The 23,596-nt window shown below is 44.7% G+C and carries 11 protein-coding genes; 2 read left to right on the top strand and 9 right to left on the bottom strand.

The window, feature by feature from the left end; genetic code table 11:
- Positions 1-460: 460 nt before the first annotated feature.
- The 6 genes from H9626_RS06155 to H9626_RS06130 form a co-directional block, all read right to left on the bottom strand.
- Positions 461-1,699, bottom strand: coding sequence for a PNGase F N-terminal domain-containing protein (locus tag H9626_RS06155; protein ID WP_191709933.1), 1,239 nt, complete (start codon positions 1,697-1,699; stop codon positions 461-463).
- 16 nt (positions 1,700-1,715) lie between these two features.
- Positions 1,716-3,713, bottom strand: a complete 1,998-nt coding sequence (locus H9626_RS06150; protein WP_438616939.1) for a sugar-binding protein — start codon at positions 3,711-3,713, stop codon at positions 1,716-1,718.
- A gap of 64 nt (positions 3,714-3,777) precedes the next feature.
- Positions 3,778-5,127 (bottom strand): alpha-L-fucosidase, encoded by a 1,350-nt coding sequence (locus H9626_RS06145; protein WP_191709931.1) that lies wholly within the window; start codon positions 5,125-5,127, stop codon positions 3,778-3,780.
- 210 nt (positions 5,128-5,337) lie between these two features.
- Positions 5,338-5,847: a hypothetical protein gene (locus tag H9626_RS06140; protein ID WP_191709930.1), complete on the bottom strand. Its 510-nt coding sequence runs from the start codon at positions 5,845-5,847 to the stop codon at positions 5,338-5,340.
- Positions 5,848-5,989: 142 nt separating this feature from the next.
- A complete protein-coding gene (locus H9626_RS06135) occupies positions 5,990-7,981 on the bottom strand; it encodes a SusD/RagB family nutrient-binding outer membrane lipoprotein (protein ID WP_191709929.1) in 1,992 nt (663 codons plus the stop codon).
- Between the two features lie 18 nt (positions 7,982-7,999).
- Positions 8,000-11,143 carry a SusC/RagA family TonB-linked outer membrane protein gene (locus tag H9626_RS06130; RefSeq protein WP_418833777.1) on the bottom strand — a complete coding sequence of 1,048 codons (3,144 nt, stop codon included), beginning with the start codon at positions 11,141-11,143 and terminating at the stop codon, positions 8,000-8,002.
- Between the two features lie 246 nt (positions 11,144-11,389).
- Between H9626_RS06130 and H9626_RS06125 the strand changes: the two genes are divergently transcribed.
- Positions 11,390-11,539 carry a hypothetical protein gene (locus H9626_RS06125; RefSeq protein ID WP_191709928.1) on the top strand — a complete coding sequence of 50 codons (150 nt, stop codon included), beginning with the start codon at positions 11,390-11,392 and terminating at the stop codon, positions 11,537-11,539.
- A gap of 195 nt (positions 11,540-11,734) precedes the next feature.
- Positions 11,735-15,934 (top strand): acyl-CoA dehydratase activase, encoded by a 4,200-nt coding sequence (locus H9626_RS06120; protein ID WP_191709927.1) that lies wholly within the window; start codon positions 11,735-11,737, stop codon positions 15,932-15,934.
- A 172-nt stretch (positions 15,935-16,106) separates the two neighbouring features.
- Here H9626_RS06120 and H9626_RS06115 read toward each other — a convergent pair whose 3' ends face one another.
- From H9626_RS06115 to dnaK, 3 genes are all read right to left on the bottom strand, one after another.
- The gene (locus H9626_RS06115; protein WP_191709926.1) at positions 16,107-19,706 is read right to left on the bottom strand and encodes a glycoside hydrolase family 2 TIM barrel-domain containing protein; all 3,600 of its coding nucleotides are present in this window, start codon (positions 19,704-19,706) and stop codon (positions 16,107-16,109) included.
- A 169-nt stretch (positions 19,707-19,875) separates the two neighbouring features.
- Positions 19,876-21,420, bottom strand: a complete 1,545-nt coding sequence (locus H9626_RS06110) for a sulfatase family protein (protein WP_191709925.1) — start codon at positions 21,418-21,420, stop codon at positions 19,876-19,878.
- A 241-nt stretch (positions 21,421-21,661) separates the two neighbouring features.
- The gene (gene dnaK, locus H9626_RS06105; protein ID WP_178256455.1) at positions 21,662-23,569 is read right to left on the bottom strand and encodes a molecular chaperone DnaK; all 1,908 of its coding nucleotides are present in this window, start codon (positions 23,567-23,569) and stop codon (positions 21,662-21,664) included.
- Positions 23,570-23,596 lie beyond the last annotated feature (27 nt).

Genomic DNA, 23,596 nt, shown 5'->3' with positions numbered 1-23,596 from the left:
ATTCATGCAAGGGTTCAATTTACACTACGCTCCCTTAAAAGAAGTTTTCAAGGTATAAGAGAAAACAAAAAACGTATTTTTACATGAAACTACTGGGAATAGACTATCAAATTGACACTTAACAATCCCCACCCAATGAAATAGTAATTACAATCTGTAACTTGCCTGATGTTTTAGAACTTGTTTAAACCCAAATCGGTCATTAGAAATTTTTGCAAGCAAAATATAAGACAGTAACCTTTATTATGACCCAAATTTGCATTGCACACCTTAATTATTGCCATAATCATGACGTATTTCACGCAAAATGAAAGCCCGATTTTCTAATGACCGATTTGGGTTAAAACAGGCTCTTATATCAGAAAAAAAATCCCCCTATTTGCCTTACGAAAACTTTACCCAGTTCAATAAAGCAAATAAGGGGGATTCTTTTCAAAGAGGATTTATTGGCAAATCCGATTTATTCTTCCCATACCAAATATGCAGAAACCAACCAATGGTTCAGCTCATCATTACTTACCGGTTGTGCCTCCGGAATATCTACCGTGAAAGTATGTTTACCGGCTTGCAAACCTGTCAAAGGAATTTCTTCGGGGACAACATCCGAACCCGGACACCAGTTAGAGCGAGACAAGTCGGACGAAGCCAATGGTTCTTCTACTTCTTTTGTCTCATATCCCTTCTCACCGATATAAGCCGCCAAGCGTTTGATTAACCATACTCCCGTAGCCGGATTAAAGCGGCGGAACGATGCACAGTCGTCTCTCCACGGCGTGAAGTTATACACTTCTTTCCCATCTACTGAAAGGATGTTGCGGTTCGGTACAAACTCGTCGCCTCCCGAATGTCCTCCATGACCGGTAACGATGTATTTCAAACGTACATTCTTAGCTCCTTCGGGCAGTGTAAATTCGGTAGAAACCGCCTTGCGTGAGAAGATGTCGGGGTAAGACTGCCCCACGTAATATACGGTATTCATTAACGGTTCTACGTGGCGACGAACCAGTTTTTCACAAGCCACCGGAGTTTCTTTGAATTTCAGTTCCATGCTTGCTATGTATCCTTCGGGTGTCCACGTATCAATAAAGATACCTACGTAAGCCTCCCCTTTCAAGGTTGAATACAAATCCGTGATGTCTTGCTGCCATTGTACGCATTTCTCCCATTTAGGAATGTACACCGGACGGCGCTTGCTGGATAGTGAATCATCGTCTTCACTGTAATGTCCTACCCCGAAAGGAGTCATGAAGCGCATCAGTTCAATGGTAGGCAGGTAGTTCTTTCCCGGAACGATACCAATCATGTTTTCCAGTTTCAAACTGTCGATGGCAGGAAACTTTTCTTTTCCCTGAGCAATATTCAGCAAATTAATGGCAGACTCTTTCGGCAGTACGAAACAAGAACCCGACTTATCCCAACGATCGCCGTTCGACGCTACCGTTACTTTCAGACTCACTGTTACGTCGCGCTGATAATCGGGAACTTGTATTTTCTTTAAAATAATACGTCCGTTTACCAGATGGATAACTCCATCGGCTTCTGCAGCAGCATAACCGCCATATACATCCGGAACGAAACGGACATTTTCCTTATCGAACACGGTTAATGTCAAGTCTCCTTTTGCCGGCAATTCTTTGTGTCCTGCTCCCCATGCGCTCAAAGCCATGAGCAGAGACAAACATATACTTGCTATTCTCATATTATCTTAATCGTCTTTATTTAACCACTTCAAAACCTCTCTTTTCCAGATATGCCTTAAATTTATGCAAGTATTCTTCGTCCGGACCATCGAAGAACGATACACCCGAAGCTCCGTTATTGAAAGCCTCATCCAATGCTTGTTCAAACGTGTTTTTGATATCCGGGAACATTAATCCGGCATAAATCTTGGCTCTTCCATTAATGGTTTCTACACTCTCTTTCACCGAACGTCCAATCCATTCCGGACCTTCGTAATAGAAACCGTTATAAATCATCGGGAAGTAAGCATCGAGCGACCACTGTCCCCAATCTTGGCGCACCATCTTGCGTGCCATAGACGGTCCGGGGAATACGGCAGCCGAAACGCGCTTACCTTCCGACTTCAAGGTCTGCGTAATCTTGTTTACTACACGGGTTATCGCATCCAGACGGAAGTTTATCCATGACTGGTTCTCCATCGGGTACTTCAATTCCATCGGGTCTTTTCCGGTCTGTTCTTTAAACTTCTGACGGCATACGTCACAATAACAGTAATCGTATTCAGGCAATTCGGACGTTTGTTCGATACCGTAATTTTTCCATAAGCTGACAGGCAATACTACATCCGGGAAACGCACGTAATCAAGATGCACACCGTCTACGTAAGGCAAATTGGCCTCTTTCAAATAATCGGCAGCCAAATATTCGGCAACGCCTTCATGGTTCGGGCAAAGGAAACGATAGTAATCCACGTACGCAGGTTTATCATAGCCCGATTCACCTTTACGGTTTACGGCAAACCAGTCAGGATGTGTTTTCAGTACCTCGTGGCGGTTCATCGTCCACTTCCAGTAGTGTGCTTCCAGACCGGCTTCCTTACACATCTTATACGTATTTTCATCGTAGCCTTCGAACATTACTCCGCTGATACCACATTCTTTCAGCAGTGCGAAATATTTTTTGTAATATTCATCTCCTTTTTCTTTGTTGATGCGCATCCATACCCAGTTCTTTACTTGGCGGGGAGCAATGGTTTCGCGACTGAACCTTCCGGTATTGTCAACCACGTAACGTACTTTCTCTTCGGGAACACTAACCGACATGCGGAACGTATGGCCGGTAGCCTCTACCGTGATTTCCGCCCCTGCCGGAAGATCTTTCAGCTCAGCATCTGTAAGGAAGAAGTTCTCTTTTGCACGCAGATAGTTTTTCTCTTTCGCATAGTTATCCAACTGTGCATAATACATCGCCCAAAGCAGTTTATACGCAGCCATGTTATAAGGATACTTAAAGGTTTCTGTTCCCTGTCCTACCACTTTGTCTGAAAGGTATAAGAATCCCCATCTGTCGGGCATGTGCATATCTATCTTTCCGGTAGGCATCCATACCCAGTTTTCTTCACGCTGTCCGGGTTTCAGCCACTGCACACGTGAGAAGTTGATGCGCCAGTATTTCCCTGCCTCTATCGGATTGGCAAAATTCACAGCCAATGCTTTGCGGGGAATAGCCATTTCCACCGTCCACTGTTTATCTTTATCTTTCGAGTTGTTCAAAGTACCGTCACGCTGTACAGCCAGTTGGAGTCCCGGACAATCCCATTGAATCATGAAGTTGCCGCCCGCACGGTAAGGTTTGTCAAGCATCAGGTCGAATATCACACCTTTAGCGTTGGTTTCAATCTCAAAGTAGTTCTGTCCGTCGCAGTCCGGGTCAAGAAACACTTCAAAGTCATTGTCGTAATAAATAATCGTATCGCGCTGGCTCAATTTTGCCTTTATGTCATCTTCCTGCAAGGTTGCTCCTACGTAGAGATAATCGTCATCCCACAACATTTTAGCAGAAGTATCATAACACGGTTTGGCAAATCCCTCACCACTGATGTCAACAAACGAGGAAGTAGACTGTGCTTTCTGCCAATCCGTTTCATTCAGTTTGCCGTCTACCTTTATCTTTCCGTTCGTGCGATAGCATACATAGCCCTCTGGAGGAGTCAGCGTACGCTCATACTTTGTGTACAAATTCTGCGCCAGCATCTGTCCGCCTATTGCCAACGCAAACAAACTACATACTAATTGCTTCTTCATAATGTATCTGATATTAATTACTTTCTATTACCTGTCCTGCTCCGCGATATAATTTTACCGGTCCGTCCAGCAATACGGCTACCACCGTTATCTGCGGGTCGAGTACCTGTTCGGGCACGTCGATGTAAAGGTTTCCGGGCACCTCGTTCCAGTAATTCTTGTTATATACTTTATATGACAACATTGCACCGTTACCCACTACCCAAACACGGTTTACCTTGTTCATCAATCCTTTAACTTCAATCGGGCCGTTAGGTTTATACGGCAAGTAGAGATACAAAATATCTCCCGCTTCGTTCAGCGTGGTGTAACCTTGAAAATGTTCCGTGGGGATACCGGCACGAGTGTCGTAAATAGCTTCTTTGTGTTTCTTTGTCCAGCGTCCGAACTCTTTCAATATATTGATTTGCTCTTCAGGAATGGTTCCGTCTTCTTTCGGACCAATGTCGAGCAGCAAGTTTCCTCCCATGCTAAGGCAATCTACAAACGTGCGCAACAAGATATATGGCGATTTATAGTTGGTATCGGTATGTTGATAGCCCCATGAGTCGTTCATCGTCATACACAGCTCCCAGTATTTGTCTTCCGGGCGAACAATGGGTACTCCCTGTTCGGGTGTGGCATAATCGCCATATCCCTGAATACGCGAGTTGATAACCACATTTTTGTTATCCGAGCGCAACAAATCTACGATTCCTTTGGCGTTCCATGCTTCGGCTGTTTGTTCCCAGTCGCCATCAAACCAATACAAATCCGGTTTCCAAGTTTTGTTCAATTCCGTTAGCTGCGCCATATTGAAGTCGACGAAGCGTTGCCACCGTACCGAATCATTCTTATAGCGAACCTCCGTGCGCGTCATATTCGGATAATCGGGATGCGACCAGTCGAGCAATGAATAGTAGAAGCCCAATTTCAGCCCCTGTTTGCGAACCTCTTTCGCAAAGGGAGCAATCAAATCTCGCTTGGCAGGCGTACACTTCACCGTACTCAATGCACCCGCTTTCGTGTCCCACAAAGCCATTCCGTCATGATGTTTGGTTGTGATAACCGTATAGCGCGCCCCGCTCTCTTTTATCAAGTCCACCCATGCTTTCGGGTCGTATTTCGAAGCGGTAAACCCGTCTTTTTGGCTCATGTATTCATCGTATGGCAGATATTTATTAAAGAAAGACCAACTTTCAGAGACTCCCTTTACCGAATAAATTCCCCAATGGATGAAAATACCCAACTTGGCTTTTGCAAACCACTCCATTTTTTTTTCTTTCTCAACCTCCTGTTGCGTTTTTTCCTGCGCCTGCCCCACAACCGGAGAAAGCGCATAACAGAAAGCGGCAAATAAGGTTATAACCTGTTTCCTTGTCATGTTAATAAAATTTTTTATGATTGTAATTACAAATATAATACTATTTAAAGAATTTGACAACAAGATGCGGGAAAGTATAATTAAATTCTATATCTTTAATACACTGGAACTTGTTCTGTATGACGTTAATGTATATATCTTGCGCTATTATTGTATTTTTTTCCGAAATTTTATAGATAAATAATTATTCCAAAGCCGAAGAAATTATTCTCAATAGTTTCTCTTGTGGCTACAATAAATTATGAACGGATAGCCCTCGAATGAACAGCGGGAATATCCTGTATAATATATTCCACCCCACTCATCCCATATATCTGCCCAATTTAAATGATCCATCTCTTCCAAAGAAGGAGCAGATGGAGGCATCGTTTTTTCATGAACGGTCACATTTCCGAAAGCATCCACAAAAATATACTTACAGGGATGTCCCCAGTTTGCGATAAGCGGTATTTCATCTATAAAGAATAGCCATGAATTACGATCCGATGACATTGTCTCTTCTTTACTTATTATTACCGGTGTATTTGCCGGAAGTATATCTTTAGTAGCATAAAGGTCTATCTCATTAAAGGGTTTACCATAAGTAAATAATTTCATTTTCACCATTTCGTAAGCTAAATCTCTTGAAATCGGAGATTCTTCAGAATAACCATCATCATCGCTACAAGCCGCAAGACCTAAAAGTGCAAACAAGAATAAAAAGACATGTAAACGTTTCATAGATTTTTCATTATAGGATTAACAAAAGAAGTTTTAAGACAGCTTGACCTATACCACAAGTAAAAAAAGAACAATCCCCTTGTTTTAAACCTTGATAAGTACAATACAAGGCAAAACAAGGGGATTAGTTTATACTAAATTATTATTGCTCATGAGCCAATGACCACCAAAGCGGAACCATTGTGGTATTAGCACCACCCAATAATTCCAAAACGTGTTCATATTCTGTCGGGTTAGCATTATTAAGCGTAGTAGGATATCTCATACGCTGCGGATAATATTGCCAATTCTGACCTGATTCCCATGATGTAGGTCTCCATTCAGTCATATCAGTAGCTGTCATGATTCTCTCATTTGCAGGAATATCAAAGAACGGCAAACCAACACGACGATAATCTGACCAACATTCTTGTACCAAATAAGGTAATTGAGCGATATATTTCTGAGTGAATATCTTAGCCAAATGATCGTTCAATGAACCACCATACAATGTACGAGCACCATCAGGATATTGATATTGTACAGTTTGAGCCTGATTGGTATAACCATCAATGTAGTCCATCGTTTCAGTAGAAGCAGGCGTTGTGTGATTATAAGCTACAGAAGTACCAACACGGTTATAATTTTCAGAAGTTATATATTCATCATAATATTCTGAAACACCAAAATGATTGAAACTTAATTCAATAGCTTTATTATAAGCAGCCTCATCGGTCAATCCACCAACTTCTGCAGAAGTTACCCATCCACGTACCAAAGCCTCAGCTACAAGGAAATAAGTTTCCCACGGACCGAAATAAGTAATCTTTTCTTCGGCATTTCTTGCCTGAGAACCCAATATCGGATAGTTATTCAAACGTGCGCTGCTACTATTAACCAATTCATTTTTGGAAATAGACGGAGAGAAACTGGTTGTAGTTCCTGTCGGAATACCATTCCAACAATACGTACCATCGATTTTTATAGTATCTTTCTCATTTTCGAAAGAAATCAATCCAAAAGTACCTTTAAGTTTCTTCACATCCGTACCTATATCAATCAGGTTATCTGCTTTGTCATCATGTGGCAAATAGTACAATTTCAATGCACGAGGATCCAAATTTTCAGGAAGACCATCCATCCAATATGCTTTAGTCGGATTATCCGTATTCTGCACGAAATGTTTTTCAAAACGCTTGCCCAAATAGTTTGACGGCTTAATATATTTCGCATCAATATCAGGACGTTGAGTTTCTATAGAAACCCCACCCAAATTATTCATCAGGTTAGCCACTGTCCAAGACAAGCAATGCTGATTATAAGTACGAGTGTACGGTCCTGAATAATCATCCCATCCGTTGTTCTGTACAATTTCCATGATGTCGGCATCCTCACTGATTGTCTTACTCAAATCAGAAGCCGCATCTTTAAATTGTGCAACCGCTTTATTATACATTTCATTATCTCTGCCTTCCAGATTGCTTAAACGCATAGACAAACGCATACGCAATGAGTTACCATATTTCACCCATTTTTCTGCATCATATCCGAAATACGGATCGCATTTTGCCTGATCTTCGGTCGGTTCAATAGAAGTATCTATAGATTTAACTGCATCAGCCAATTCATCTAAGATATAATTGTATGTATCTTTCTCACTGCTATATACCGGATTAATGCCACCCGTCAAATCTTGAGGCAAAGCACACGGACCGAAACTGTCTGCAAACTGTGCCAGCAAATATGCACGCCAAATACGACCAAATTGCTTCATATTCGGATAAAATTGCTGGTCTACCACTTCGATAGTCGGACTCTCTGCTATTTGAATAGCCAAATTAGCATTATTTATAGCATAAGCAATCGCGGGATAATAGAAAGAACTTATATAGTCATCATCGTAATTGCCTATTGATAAATGTTTCTTTTCAGTAAAAAGACGAGCACCTTCTCCCCAGTTATATACATATACACGTTCGCCCGTACTGGGGTCCATTTGAATCTTACTGAACGAGTAATTCAACGCATAGTATGATTTAACAGACCCTAATTCAGTCTTTGAGGGGTCTGTATTCACCTCGTCAAAATCGGAACAAGAAGTTAGCCCAAAACCAATCAGGCCTAACCCCAAAAATAATTTATTAATAGTTTTCATGTGATATCCTGTTTTTAATTAGAAACCTAAAGTTACGTTAAACAAATAAGAACGTGACGTAGGAGATGCACAGTTTTCAAAACCTGTTGCATTGGTATTAGTAATAAATACGGCTTCCGGATCTATTCCATTCATATCACTGTAAATCATCCATACGTTATTAATAGAGAAACCTAATTTCACTTGCTGGAAAATAGTCTTTTTCAACATAGATGACGGGAAAGAGTAATTCAAAGCGATATTACGCAAACGAATGTTTGTTGCGTCATAAATATTTGCTTCGCCAATACCGGTATTACCAACACCTATAGACTGCCAGTATTCTTGCGGAGAAACTTCAACCGTACTCGGAGCATACGAACCATCTTGCTGTTGAATAACACCGTCTACAATAAAGTTATCACGCTTTCCGCCCGGTGCTGTACATTCAGCACGTCCGGCAAGCTGCAATGAGTAGTTTGTATAAGAATAAATATCACCTCCTATACGTCCGTCTATTTGGAAGCTAAAAGAGAAATCCTTATATCTGAGTGTGTTATTCCATCCTATCATACAGTCAGCCTGTTGGTCACCAATCTTTGAAGACTCTCCGGTAGCTTGAGGCAAACCGGCCTCATTCAATAACAATTTACCATAATAAGGGCTGCTTTCATCCGTCACACGCATAAATTTCGTTCCCCAAATTTCACCGTAGTTACCGCCTTCAACAGCATAAACTTTCAATTCGGCAGCACCACCCAATTCGTATTTTTCAACTCCCGGTGCCAATGCTATAATTTTGTTATTGTTCTTAGAGAAGTTCAACTGAGTATCCCAACTGAAGTCTTTCGTTTCAACAGGACGAGCGGTAACCATCAATTCAACACCCGTGTTCTGGATGTTACCTGCATTAATCTTACGAGAACCGTATCCCGACATATTATCCATCGGAATATTCATCAACTGACGTTTTGCGTTTGATTTATACCAAGCGAAGTCAAAACCTAAACGGTTATCGAAGAATCTCAATTCAGCACCGGCTTCCCAAGAAGTAATCAACTCACTGCGAACCGTAGAATCATAATAAGTTTCCATCGGCTTTCCAGTTGTATTACCATTGGGGTCTGAGCCTATTGAGTAATAATTATACAACTGATAAGCATCCATATCGTTACCTACCTGAGCAAAAGAAGCACGAACTTTTGCGTATGTAAACCATGAAGGCATTGTCTTACCCATCTTTCCAATCATATCGCTGATAATCCATGATGTAGAAATAGAAGGATAGAAGAATGAACGGTTTTCTTTGCTCAAAGCAGACGACCAGTCATTACGGAACGTAGCATCCAAGAATACCCATCCATCGTAATTGATACCCAATGTACCATACAATGAGTTGATTTTCTTATGATTATAAGTTTCGTTCAAATCACGGTCATTCTTACTACTATTCTGTAAGTTAAACAAGTTAGGCACAGTAAGTTTACTTGCACTACCTTTCAAGCCCGTAGTCTTTCTTTCCATCAAGTTACCACCGAAAGTAACAGATCCGCCAAATTTATCAACTATATAATCTTTTTGAGCAGTAATCAAGAAACTGAAGTTATTTTCATAGAACTTCTTTTCTTCCATACTGTACTGGCTGTTACCGTTATTACGATTACTGCCCGCATACAGTTTATTATTACTTTCCGTGTTGTACATATCACTACCCGCTTTGATTTCAGCATTCAACCAATCGGTAAACTTATATTTCAAAGATGCGTTCATCAAGAAACGGTTACGACTATCTTGGTTCGTATTATACAATTCAGCCCAATAAGGGTTCATACCACTGTTATTGTACCAATAGATTTTACCTTCTTCAGTTAACGGATTGCTATAATCGCGAATATCCATAGAAGACGGCAACTGATAAATAGTACGGAACATGTTCTGATCGTTTGAACCTGTCATCGGACGATTCTCCGCATTCGTATTTATGTATTGTACTTTTGCATCCAAACTCCAACGGTCATCTTTTCCGAATGTATAGAAAGCACGCAAAGTCAAATTGGTACGATCCAATTTAGCACCGGGGATTTTGCTGGAATCATCCATACGGTTCAAAGATGCATAAATTGAAGTTTTATCATATTGCTGAGAGAAAGAAATACTTTCCGTCAGGTTAGTACCTGTATTAAAATACGCATCCACATTATCATAGTACTGCATAATGCGTCTTTGTCCATTGAAAGTATATTCAGTACCCATAGCAGGTCCCCAGCTATTGGAAGTCTCTGCATTATACGAACCGCTATCACCTTGTCCGAAAGACGTCTGCATTTTAGGATTCATAAAAATAGTTTCCGCAGAAACAGAAGCCGAAACAGTAATACCTAAACCTTCACGCTTCGTACCTTTCTTCGTAGTAATCAAGATAACACCGTTACCTGCACGCGAACCGTAAAGAGCGGCAGCCGAAGCACCTTTCAATACAGACATTGATTCGATATCTTCGGGGTTGATATCCGAAAGACCGTTACCCATATCCAACGAAGGGTTATAGAAGTCGGCATTATCAGCACCTGTAAAGTTATCCATCGGAACACCATCGACTACAATCAACGGCTGGTTCAAACCGGTTACCGAGTTAGCACCACGCAACTGGATTTTAGAAGAACCGCCGGGGCCGTTACTTGAACGGATAATCTGCACACCTGCGATTTTACCGGTCAAAGCGTTCGCAAGGTTGGTTTCGCGAGATTCAACCAACGATTCACCTTTTACTTCCTGCAAAGCGTAACCCAAAGCCTTCTTTTCACGCTTGATACCCAAAGCCGTTACCACCACTTCGTCAAGCATTTCTGAATCTTCCGACATCTGGATAGTGCCTAAATCTTCCGCAGCCGTCAACTGTTGGTTCTTATAACCGATATAAGAGATTTCGAGCGTTGCGCCTGCCGCCACTTTCAACGAAAACTTACCGTCGATGTCGGTAATCGTACCGTTTGTAGTACCCACTTCGACAACACTTACACCAATCAAAGGTTCGCCTGTAGCATCGACAATCGTACCCTGAGCGGTAATTGTAGCCGCCTGCTGTAAAACAGACACATCCGCTGATTTTTCAGGAGCAGCCCATACAACTCCTCCCGTAGCCATCAGCAACAAAAACATTTGTGAAAACCTACCAATTCTCATAAATTTAACATTTAGTGATTATAATAAATTAAACTTATCTTCTATGTTTTTTGATAAAACGAATAAAAATCAATGCTTTTCAAACTTTTTGAGGGGAAATGTCTTTTTCATATCTTATTTTTTAGGCTAACTTTCATATATCTAACTATTTTTTAAAAACAAAGGTAGTTATATTTTAAAATCTTTATCAATCGCGCTGTAAGAAATATTATACCCATTAAGCATTATTAACAAATAAGATAAATCTTGAATGAACAAAATGAAGAAATCCTGCCTGCTTTCCGTGCCCCGATTCCTGCCCTTGAAAACAGGCAAAAATTCTACCCGAAAGGATGGTCTGTCCTATGGGTAGAAATGGCCAACGCTTCCGCATGGGATGATGAACGCTACCCATAGCGTTTTTTAGGGGCGAAAAATACGTGTCTGAGAGCTTCAGAACAGCTTCTTATTATAGCCGGAATGTCGCTTTTTATTGTCATTAGCTCATAAATCAGCCGTCATGAAAATTTAATAAACCAACTCTTTTACTACATTTGCTCAACCTTTGATTTCCATTATATACATTTATTATATATAAACAAGAAAAGTGATATGGATACCGTTTATAAAATAGGATTGGATATTGGTTCTACAACCATAAAAGCCGTGGTGCTGTCGGCAAACGGAAAAATAATGTTTTCGGTATACAGACGTCACCATGCCAAAATAAAAGAAAGCCTATCGGCTTTGTTGTCTGAAATACAGCAAAAAACAGGCGATGCGCTTGTCTGCGTCCGGCTTACCGGATCGGTAGGGATGGGAATTGCCGAAAAGTGCGGATTGCCTTTCGTGCAAGAGGTAGTGGCAGCCACACAGTACGTAAAACAGTACTCCGATGCCTGCACCACGATGATCGACATCGGCGGCGAGGATGCCAAAGTGGTGTTTTTCCGCAACGGTACGGCTACTGATTTGCGCATGAACGGAAACTGCGCCGGCGGAACGGGGGCTTTTATCGATCAGATGGCGCTGCTGTTGGGCTTTTCCGTAGAACAGATGAACGAACTTGCCTTGAAAGCAGAACGTATATATCCCATCGCTTCACGCTGCGGCGTGTTCAGCAAAACAGACGTACAAAACCTGATAGCCAAGAACGTAAACCGTGCCGACATTTCGGCATCCATCTTTCATGCCGTGGCGGTACAAGTGGTCGTTACGCTGGCACACGGATGTGAAATCCGTCCGCCCGTACTGTTCTGCGGAGGGCCGCTCACCTTTTTGCCTGCCCTGCGGAAAGCTTTTGCCGATTATCTCCACCTGAACGAAACAGACATCGTCCTGCCCGAAAACAGTCACCTGATTCCGGCATGGGGCACGGCGCTGACAACAGAATATGAAAACACCACCCACCTATCCGATGTGATACAGACCTTACGCTCCGGCATTCTCTCAGACAAGCAACCGGCAGGTGGCTTAACACCCCTCTTTTCTGATGACAAAGACTACGAAAAATGGAAGGCACGCATCAACCGGCACGATTTCATCTGCAAATCCCTCGGCAGCGGTACGGAGACAGTAACATTGGGCATTGATTCGGGCTCGACCACCACCAAAATAGTGGCAATGACTCCTCACGATGAACCGGTGTACACTTACTATGCCAACAATAACGGAAACCCGATAGCCGCCGTAGAAAAAGGACTGGAGGAATTAGAGGAAGCCTGCCGGCGATCGGCTACAGACCTCCGCATTACGGGCAGCAGCGTGACAGGCTACGGCGAAGACCTGATAAAGGCCGCTTTCCACCTGAACGAAGGCATCGTAGAAACCATCGCTCACTACGAGGCTGCACGCCACCTGAACAAAGACGTATCGTTTATCCTTGACATCGGCGGGCAAGACATGAAAGCCATGTTCGTGTCCGGCGGCGTTATCAACCGGATAGAAATCAACGAAGCCTGCTCATCGGGTTGCGGCTCTTTCCTCGAAACTTTTGCCCGCTCATTAGGCTATTCGGCACAGGAATTCGGTGCGGAAGCCTGCCGCGGTGTCCATCCGTACGATTTGGGAACACGCTGTACGGTGTTTATGAACTCGAAAGTCAAGCAGGCGATGCGTGAGGGAGCCACGGTATCCGACATCGCAGCAGGCCTTTCGTATTCGGTAGTAAAAAACTGCCTGTACAAAGTATTGCGTCTGAAAAACACCGACGAGTTAGGACAGAACATCGTAGTGCAAGGAGGAACGATGAAAAACGACTCGGTGGTACGCGCCTTTGAAAAGCTGACAGGAAGAGAAGCATCGCGCAGCAGTCGACCGGAACTGATGGGTGCCATCGGGTGTGCGCTCCATGCCCGCCGGCACCAATCGGAACCGACCACCCTGACAGAATTGTTAGGACGCGCCTCGTACACCACCCGACAGCGGCAATGCCACGGCTGCGAAAACCAATGCTTCATCACCACCTACACCTTTGCAAACGGAAACCGTTACCATTCGGGCAACCGCTGTGAGAAAGTGTTTACCAACAAAGGAGAAACTCAGCAGGGCATCAATGCCTACGCCCGCAAACTGGAATTGCTGTTCGACCGCTCGTGTGAAATAGAAACTCCGCGTGCCACAATCGGCATTCCGCGCTGTCTGAATATGTACGAAGAATATCCGTTCTGGCACGCGCTGTTCAGCTACTGCAACATCCGGGTTATACTCTCAGCGCCCTCTACATACGCCGGATACGAAGCTAAAGCCGGTCTGGTAATGTCGGACAACATCTGTTTCCCCGCCAAGTTGGTACACAGCCACATCCAAGACCTGATAAACCGGAAAGCGGAACGGATATTCATGCCTGCCGTAGTATTCGAACACATGGACGGCGGACAGAACAGCTACAACTGCCCCATCGTTACGGGATATGCAGAGGTGGTAAAAAGCGTACAGAGCGGCAGCGTCGCCATCGATTCGCCCGCCATTACATTTAAAGACAAACACTTGCTGTTTAAACAGTGTGAAGCCTACTTGAAACAGTTCGGCGTAGACACCTCTACCTGCAAACGGGCATTCCGGAAAGCCGTAACCGCGCAAGAGGATTTCGGCAACGACATGACAGCCTACAACAGACAGATATTGGAGGACAGCCGCAAAAAACACCGCCTTGCCATCCTGCTGGCAGGCCGCCCCTACCACACCGACCCGCTGATACAGCACAAACTGTCGGACATGGCGGCAAGCATGGGTGTCAATATACTTACAGACGATATAGTACGCCACACAGACATCGAAACAAACGACACGTACATTCTTCCGCAATGGGCTTACATAAACCGGATACTGAAAGCCGTGAAATGGGCAGCCATGCAAGACAACGATATCCAATGTATGCAAATGACTTCTTTCGGATGCGGCCCCGATGCTTTCCTTACCGATGAAACCCGCCATCTGATGAAACGGTACGGCAAAACACTGACCCTGTTGAAATTAGACGACATCGACAACATCGGTTCGCTCAAGCTGCGCGTGCGCTCTGCCATCGAAAGCCTGAAACTGAAGGCAGCAGAAAACCGGGAATCCGCCGACGTACAGCCTTTCATCGCTTCGCCCACTTTCAAAGCAGCAGACAGGAAGCGCACGATTTTGGCTCCGTTTTTCACACCGTTTATTTCTCCTCTGATTCCCTCGCTGATGAAATTGGCCGGTTACAAGGCTGAAAACCTGCCGATGAGTGATGCCGTATCGTGTGACTGCGGACTGCAATATGCCAACAACGAGGTGTGTTATCCTGCCACGCTGATAGTGGGCGACATCGTGAAAGCGTTTAAGCATGGCAGATACGACCCGAAACAAACCGCCGTCGCTATGGTGCAGACCGGCGGACAATGTCGCGCATCGAACTATCTGTCGCTGATAAAACGAGCACTGACGGAATCGGGATTCGGGGATGTGCCTGTCATCTCGCTCACATTCGGCAGCAACCTGAAAAATAACCAGCCCGGCTTCCGGATGAACTGGTTGAAGATGCTTCCTGCTGTATTAAATACGCTGTTATACAGCGACTGCATCGCCAAGCTATACTATGCAGCGGCAGCTCGTGAAAAGGAAAAAGGCAGCGCAATACGACTGAAAGACATGTACCTGAACGTTGCACAAAGTCTGATAGAACGGAACGCTACCGATGACTTGCTTCCTTATCTGAGCATGGCATCCAAAAGTTTTGCCCAGATTACAGAAAAGCGCGATCTGCCTAAAGTGGGAATCGTAGGAGAGATTTTCCTGAAATTTAACCCCTTTGCCCAAAAGAGCCTCAGCGAATGGTTAGTAAACAGACAGATAGAAGTGGTACCTCCCCTGCTTACCGAATTCTTTCTTCAAGGCTTCGTTAACCAAATCGTAAACCAAGACAGCAAACTAAGCAAACGAACCATTCCGAACTCTTTCGTACGCTGGCTGTACAAGCGGGTATGGGCACGCATGGAAAAATTCAACCAAGCAGGCAGTTCATATCCCTACTTCACGCCGTTTAACGATGTGTTTGATGAAGCAAAAGAAGCCTCTAAAGTCGTATCGCTGACCGCTCAGTTCGGCGAAGGATGGGTACTCCCGGCAGAAATGCTTTCACTGTCGCATCAGGGAGTAAAACACGTAATCAGCCTGCAACCTTTCGGATGTATAGCCAACCACATCGTATCGAAAGGCATCGAAAACCGTGTAAAAACGTTATGTCCCGACTTGCAAATACTGTCATTGGACTTCGACAGCGGTGTGAGCGAAGTAAACATAACCAACCGCCTGCTGTTGTTTATCAACAATTTGAAGTAAACAGTTCTTAATAAAACTCCGCAATCAGTCATCGCAGGACGATACGATATCCCAACATAGACTGATTGCGGAGAAAAAATGCAATGCGCTTAGATCCTGTTCTAATTATGAGGTAAATTCATCCGCCTCTTTTTGAACTCAACTTCGAGACAAAGCCAAATAGAACAGGCTCTTAAAACCCGCACGAACTGAATACCAGTTTATAGGACAAAGGTTTCTGAGGAATCTGATATTTGGGAAGCGTATCTACATCGCGTCCACAGCTGGCATTACCTACCCCTCTTACGGCAGCATCTAAATGAAGTATCGTATAAAGACGCGGTTTCAGTTCCCATGTATGATTGGTATTCATCAAATCTTCATCCGTATAACGCAAAGCAGAGAAAGAAACATTTCCTTCCGTACGGATACATATACCTTTACCCGATGCATCGGTGAGTTTCAGCTCGCGCAGACCTTCCCTGTTTCCCATAGATTGCGGCTTCACATAAGCCCCATCCATCTGTTCCACTGTGGTAGAGTAGCGTCCGATCCGGCAGCCGTCTTTACGGTCTACATAGTTTTCCCACGGACCATACGCATAATAATCTACCCGGTTCAATGTCGGGTTAACGCCGCACACTAAACCACAACGGCGCAGTTGGTCGGTTTGCGGCAAGAAATGCGCTTCCAGTTCCATCGTATTGTCCGGCAAGAACGTATAAGTCAATTCCGTTGCACACAGCGAGCCTTTGCGAAGCGTAGTAACCGTTATTCTGCCTTCGGTTTCGGATACTTCGCATGTGCCTGTCGCCTCCAACCCGTTGCCAACCTGCGTGAACTTATCGTTTTCAATCCATCGGTGGTTATCATATACAAAACCTTCATTGGAGCTGATAAACGAAACACCGTTTATAACCAATTCGGTTAACCGTCCCGTAGTGCGTGCAAATACCGCTTTCAGTCCCTTGCTTTCTATAAGCACCTGTTGGTCTGTCTGCTCTACGTTATAAACAGATTTACCTTTCTTACCCTTCTGAACCGCCAAAGGAGCACGTTCCGACAGTACATACTGATGCCGCGCAACCTCATGTCCGGCGGATGCCCACGGGGTAGCGTCCTTCAAACAAACCTCTACATTCAGCAACAATTCCTGTCCCTTCTTCAGGACCTTAGGCAGACTGACACCCTGCAAAGGCAAAGTCAAGCGCAAAGAATCATCGGGGAGCACATCGGTAAGCTGTATGCTATCGGCTGGCAACGAGATGCCATCCAGTACGGCATTCCAACGCAGATAGAAACGGTTCAACGACAAGAAATCATACGTATTATACAAACACAGATTTACCGCTTTCCCTTTATCGTCTACTTCGCAATCTCCGAAATGTACATACTGATACACAGCCTTTACCTCCTTCAGCTTAGGAGATTCTTCCCGCGTAGCCGGAATAATGCCGTTGGAACAGAAATTGCCTTGATGCGGGCCGGGGAAATCATATCCGGTATGCAGACGGTAAATTCCCTGCTTTATTTCATGGGGTTCATAGATTGCCTGATCCACCCAGTCCCAAATCGCTCCTCCGATGGTCGAGGTACTTGACTCGATGCTTTCCCAATATTCTTTCAGGTTTCCGATGGCATTTCCCATAGCGTGTGCGTATTCGCATATAAACATGGGCTTATCGAAGGAGTTGACGTGTTCGTCCATCCACTTCATCCCCGGATACATTTTAGAATACAAATCGCTGAAACGATTCCCTCCAAACGCCTTTCCGTCGCGTGTTCCTTCGTAATGGACAGGACGGTTATCCAATAGCTTCGCTGCATCGTAACATGCCTGAAAATTACTTCCGCCGCCTGCCTCATTCCCCAAACTCCAGAAAATAACGCTCGGATGGTTACGGTCTCTTAACACCATGCGGTCGATGCGGTCGACAAACGCAGGAATCCATGAAGGCATATCGCTGATGGACTGATTGGCATGGTCCTCCAAATCGGCCTCATCCATCGTATAAAGCCCGTAGTAATCAAACATCGCATACATCTTTGCCGCATTCGGATAATGGGAGGTACGGATGGTATTGATATTGTTCTGCTTCATCAGCAACACGTCTTTCAGCATCGACTCGGTGGTTACAGCGCGTCCGTACAGCGGATGAGTATCGTGGCGGTTTACGCCTTTAAAGAATACACGCTGACCGTTGATATAAACCAACGCACCCCGAATCTCAATATCGCGGAAACCGTACTTGGTAGAGAATGCCATTTCGTCTTTACCACCCTCGCGCTGTACCACACGGACCGTATAAAGATTCGGGGTCTCGGCAGTCCACAATGCCAAATTGTCTAACGGGAAATCCAAACAGACATTACACAACGTGTCTTGCCGGGTGTAGTTTACCACGGTTTCTTTTTCTGCCACTAACTCACCTTGCGGACTGAACAGGCGTACCTGCAACTGCTTTTTCCCCTGACTGCCGTCACGGTTATCCAAAGACAGACGTACCTGCATGGTTCCCTTGCGGTAATCCGCCAGCCTGTCTAACTGCGAGGTTATATAATGGTCGCGCACGGCTACCATCGGGGTATTATAAAGATACACATCGCGGAAGATACCGCTCATGCGAAACATGTCCTGACATTCCAGATAAGAGCCGTCGCTCCAGCGGAACACCTGCACCGCCAACCGGTTTCGCCCTTCCTTCAGATAGGGAGTCAAATCAAATTCCGCCACATTGTTCGAACCTTGAGAATAGCCTACGTACCTGCCGTTCAGGTATACCAAAGCTGCGCTATAAATGCCACCGAAATGAATGAAAGTACGTTTATTCTTCCATCCCTGCGGCAAATCGAAGAAGCGGACATACGAACCTACCGGATTAATGCCGTAATTCTTTCCCCCGTCATTGAATCCCGGACGAGCCTCGATATAGGGAGGAACATTGGCGTGAGGATATTCCACATTGGCGTAAATGGGACGGTCGTATCCCTGCATTTCCCAGTTTGAAGGAACGGGAATCGTTTCCCAAGCCGAGACATCGTAATCTTCTTTATAAAAGTCAAGCGGACGCTGCGAAGGTTCCGGAACAAAATGGAAATACCAGTCGCCATTGAGCAAACAATAATTCTTGCTGCGACTTTCTACCCACGGCGTACGATAAAAAGCGGTATCGGTCAGCATGGCCTGCTCGTCAGGATAGGGCAAATACGTAGCGTGTCCCTTCTCTTTATTTTCTTCGAAGCGGGTTTCGTCTTCCCAATATACTTTGGGACGGTTTGCCAGATTATCACGCATCCCCGCCGGCAACTTCATGCCACTTGCCTTAATGAAAAACAACGCTTCGGGCATATTTTCTGCCTGCTTTTTAGGCAACAGCGTCAATGCTCCCTGCGGGTTACACACAAGCATCAATTCCGGCGTATTGGTGGGAATAATCAGAACGGCATCCCCTTTTTGTTTTACCGTCCATAGTTGCGATTCATCCGAACCGTTGTTATCCGTTACACCCAACACATTGTCAACACGAGCATACAACGCCTTGTTCTCAAAAAGATTGATGAAACGGAAACTTCCCGAAAGTTCTGTAACACTCCACTGCTGCCATTTGTCGTGGCCATGCACTGCAGCCAAAGCAGGCAGTGCCTTCCCGCTCTCCATAGTAAGGACTTTTTCAGGATACTGTTTCGGAGAAATATGATAAAGTTCGTCTTTTGAAAAGCTCACTTGGGCATAGATACCTTGTAAACTACCAATCAACAACGTTATCAAAAAAAACTTCAAATTACGTGTCATGTTTATTTCATTTTTAAAGTTGATAAAAGTCTTATAATGAGGTATGAAAATTCTACCCGATAAACCGGTAAGCCTTCCGAATAGAACCGTGATACTTATCCGCATGAAATGAGTAAAACTAACGGTAGCGTTTCAATGGGGCGAATCGGAAGAGCCAACCTGTTATTAATCAATACAAAGGGAGTCCGTAACGGCCGTCTACAATTTCTTCCAACAGTTCTTCCATCCGCGCTTTCACCCCGACCTCTTTTTCCGCAAGATTCATTGTCTCCGACGGGTCTTTCTCCAAATCATAGAGCTGCGCATCGGAACTGTTTCCGGTTTCTATATTTACGCTCCGGATATAAGCCTCTCCCCTGCCCGGACGAAGGTATTTCCATTTGCCCATCAGCAGAGCCAAATTATTCTGCGCATTCTGAACCACCAAAGCGTTACGTCCTTCTTTCTCCTTGCCTGTCCAAGCCTCCCAATGCGCCTCACTATCCGGAGCCGCGCTCTCGGGCAACCGAACTCCAATCACTTCCGCCAAAGAAGCCATCCAATCAATCTGACACAACAGCGCATCAGATACTTGTCCTTGCTTGATTCTCCCCTTCCAACTCAGCACGCAAGGAACCCGCGTACCAGCTTCGAACAAGCTGTATTTACCACCGCGATAAATTCCGGAGGGTTTATGATTACCAAGTAACTCTACAGCCTCATCTTTATAACCGTCGTCTACCACCGGACCATTGTCACTGGAAAGAATTACAATCGTGTTCTTATCTAAGCCCAACCGTTTTAAAGCATCCAGAATTTGTCCGACCGACCAATCGAACTGCAACAGGCAATCTCCGCGAGGTCCCATGCCACTCTTTCCCACGAAACGAGCATCGGGCACACGAGGAACGTGGGCATCCTGCGTAGCAAAATACAAAAAGAACGGACGGTCTTGATGCGACTCCAAGAATCCCACCGCCTTTTCAGTCAAGGTCTCGGCTATTTTCTCGTCTTTCCACAAAGCCTTCTTTCCACCTTTCATATACCCAATGCGAGAAATACCATTTATAATACTCTGATTATGCCCGTGAGAAGGATGCATTCTTAACAGTTCCGGATTATCCTTCCCCGTAGGTTCTCCGGGGAAATTATGCTTATAGCTCACCTGAATAGGGTCTGACGGGTCGAGATTCTCAACCATGTCATTATGAACAAACACACAAGGGACACGGTCGCCCGTAGCAGCCATAATAAAAGAATAATCGAATCCGAGGTCGCGGACACCCGGCGTAATCACTTGATTCCAATCCTGCGTACCCTGCTTGTCCCCCAATCCCAAATGCCACTTACCGACAACTCCGGTATCATAACCGGCATCCTTAAACATATCTGCCATCGTATAACGCTCCGGACGAATGATAAGCCCAGCATCGCCATCGGCAATCCCCGTCCCCTGCCGACGCCATGCGTACTCTCCTGTCAGCATGGCATAACGCGAAGGAGTGCTTGTAGCCGCAGCAGCATGTACATTAGTAAATCGGATACCACTTTCCGCCAAACGCTCTACATTAGGCGTGTGAATCGTACGACTACCGTTACAGCTCAAATCTCCATAGCCGATATCATCCGCATAAATAAACACCACATTCGGTTTCTCACGAGTTGCTTCACTCACTTGTGCTCTACCGGTCACAGTCAGCAACAACAAAGGACAGAGGACATAAGTTTTTTTCATAAATATCTTAATTCAATTAAGATTAACACTACTATTTTACTGCAAAAATGCAAATTTTTCATGATTATCTTATTCCATGAATGAGTAAAAATACTCTATTAATCTCAATTTCGTTAAAAATCTGAGATGTTCAGCTTTCTGCTTATTTCCGACAAAGCAATGAAAACACAAGGTATAAGGGCATAAAAAAATCCGTGCAACTCGATGAGCTACACGGATTTTTTCTATATTTTAGTTAGGATTATTTGACTTCCTCAAAATCAGCATCCTGAACATTATCATTCTTATTGCTGTTCTGACCGGCATTGTTATTAGCTTGTCCGGCATTAGGACCTGCCTGAGCATTACCTGTCTGGGCATACATCTCAGCACTTGCGGCTTGGAATGCAGTCTGAAGTTCTGCACTGGCAGCATCGATACCTGCCAAGTCTTGCGCCTTGTGAGCGTCTTTCAGCTTCTGAAGAGCAGCTTCGATAGGAGCTTTCTTGTCGGCAGGAATCTTATCGCCTAAGTCTTTCAACTGATTTTCAGTTGAGAAAATCAAACTGTCGGCTTGATTCAGTTTATCTACCTTTTCACGCTCTTTCTTGTCGGCTTCTGCATTGGCTGTAGCTTCTGCTTTCATACGTTCGATTTCTTCTTTGCTCAAACCTGATGAAGCCTCGATACGGATGGCTTGCTCCTTACCGGTTGCTTTATCTTTTGCAGACACTTTCAAGATACCGTTGGCATCAATATCGAAAGTTACTTCAATCTGAGGTACTCCACGACGTGCCGGAGCAATACCTGTCAGGTTGAACTGACCGATTGACTTGTTCTGAGCTGCCATCGGACGTTCGCCTTGCAATACGTGGATGGTTACTTCGGTCTGGTTATCGGCTGCGGTTGAGAATACTTCGCTCTTCTTACACGGGATGGTAGTGTTGGCGTCGATCAACTTCGTCATTACGCCACCCATTGTTTCGATACCCATTGACAGCGGAGTTACATCCAGCAATACCACGCCTTTGATTTCATCGGTCAATACTGCACCTTGAACGGCTGCACCTACGGCTACTACTTCATCGGGGTTAACGCCCTTTGACGGAACTTTACCGAAGAAGTCTTCAACCAGTTTCTGAACGGCCGGGATACGTGAAGAACCACCTACAAGGATTACTTCGTCGATGTCTGCATTGTTCAGTCCGGCGTCGCTCATGGCTTTCTTACACGGTTCGAGACAAGCCTGAATCAAGCTGTGAGCCAACTGTTCGAATTTAGCACGGGTCAACGTCTTAACCAAGTGTTTAGGCACTCCTCCTACCGGCATGATGTACGGCAGGTTGATTTCGGTTGAAGTAGAAGAAGACAATTCGATTTTAGCCTTCTCAGCAGCTTCTTTCAAACGTTGCATTGCCATCGGATCGGCAGTCAAATCAGCACCTTCATCGTTCTTGAATTCTTGTACCAACCAGTCGATGATTACTTGGTCGAAGTCATCACCACCGAGGTGAGTATCACCGTTGGTTGACAATACTTCGAATACGCCACCGCCAAATTCCAAGATAGAGATATCGAATGTACCACCACCGAGGTCGAATACAGCGACTTTCATGTCTTTGTTCGACTTATCTACACCGTAAGCCAACGCTGCGGCAGTCGGTTCGTTTACGATACGTTTTACATCCAGACCTGCAATCTGACCGGCTTCTTTAGTTGCCTGACGCTGAGAATCTGAGAAGTAAGCCGGAACGGTAATAACGGCTTCGGTTACTTCCTGTCCCAAATAATCTTCAGCCGTTTTCTTCATCTTCTGAAGAATCATAGCCGAAATTTCCTGCGGTGTATACAAACGTCCGTCGATGTCGACACGCGGAGTATTGTTGTCACCCTTAACTACTGAGTAAGGAACACGGGCAATTTCTTTCTGAACCTGATCATAAGTTTCACCCATGAAACGTTTGATTGAATAAACGGTACGTTTCGGGTTCGTGATAGCCTGACGTTTGGCAGGGTCGCCTACCTTACGTTCGCCGCCGTCAACAAATGCTACTACTGACGGAGTGGTACGCTTGCCTTCGCTGTTGGCTATTACCACCGGTTCGTTACCTTCGAATACTGCTACACATGAGTTTGTAGTTCCTAAGTCAATACCAATAATCTTTCCCATAATTGTATCTATTTTTATTATTTTCAA

Origin of the sequence: Phocaeicola faecium (assembly GCF_014837055.1) — a bacterium.
Lineage (GTDB): Bacteria > Bacteroidota > Bacteroidia > Bacteroidales > Bacteroidaceae > Phocaeicola > Phocaeicola gallinarum.
Note: the sequence above shows the minus strand (reverse complement) of the source record. Positions and strands in the feature narration are given on the sequence as shown.